The following is a 339-nucleotide window of genomic DNA, read 5'->3' as shown; positions in this document are numbered from 1 at the left end:
CAGATGTTCTGGCACGTGACCCTGCCCAATATCAAATGGGGCCTGATCTACGGCGTGGTGCTGTGTACTGCGCGGGCCATGGGCGAGTTCGGCGCGGTGTCGGTGGTCGATCAGGCGCTGGTCAGCGCCTTGCAACAGGGGCTACTGGCGGGCGCGGTGATCGATGTTTGCCGTGAGGAACCGTTGCCCGCCGGCCACCCATTCTGGGATGCGCCGCGTCTGCTGCTCACTGGCCACAGCTCGGCACCGACGGACCCGCGCCTGCTGGTGCAGCTGTTTGTCGATAACCTGAGGCGCTGGCAGGCCGGTCATGCACTGCGCGGGCACGTGGACTTTGTT

1 protein-coding gene is annotated in these 339 nt (G+C 65.5%); it reads left to right on the top strand.

Annotated elements, in window-relative coordinates; genetic code table 11:
• A partial coding sequence (locus ACQ4LH_RS21050; RefSeq protein ID WP_430698963.1) for an NAD(P)-dependent oxidoreductase occupies positions 1-339 on the top strand: 339 nt, incomplete at both ends.

This window comes from Pseudomonas peli, assembly GCF_050563605.1.
Classification (GTDB): Bacteria; Pseudomonadota; Gammaproteobacteria; order Pseudomonadales; family Pseudomonadaceae; genus Aquipseudomonas; species Aquipseudomonas peli_A.
Note: the sequence above shows the minus strand (reverse complement) of the source record. Positions and strands in the feature narration are given on the sequence as shown.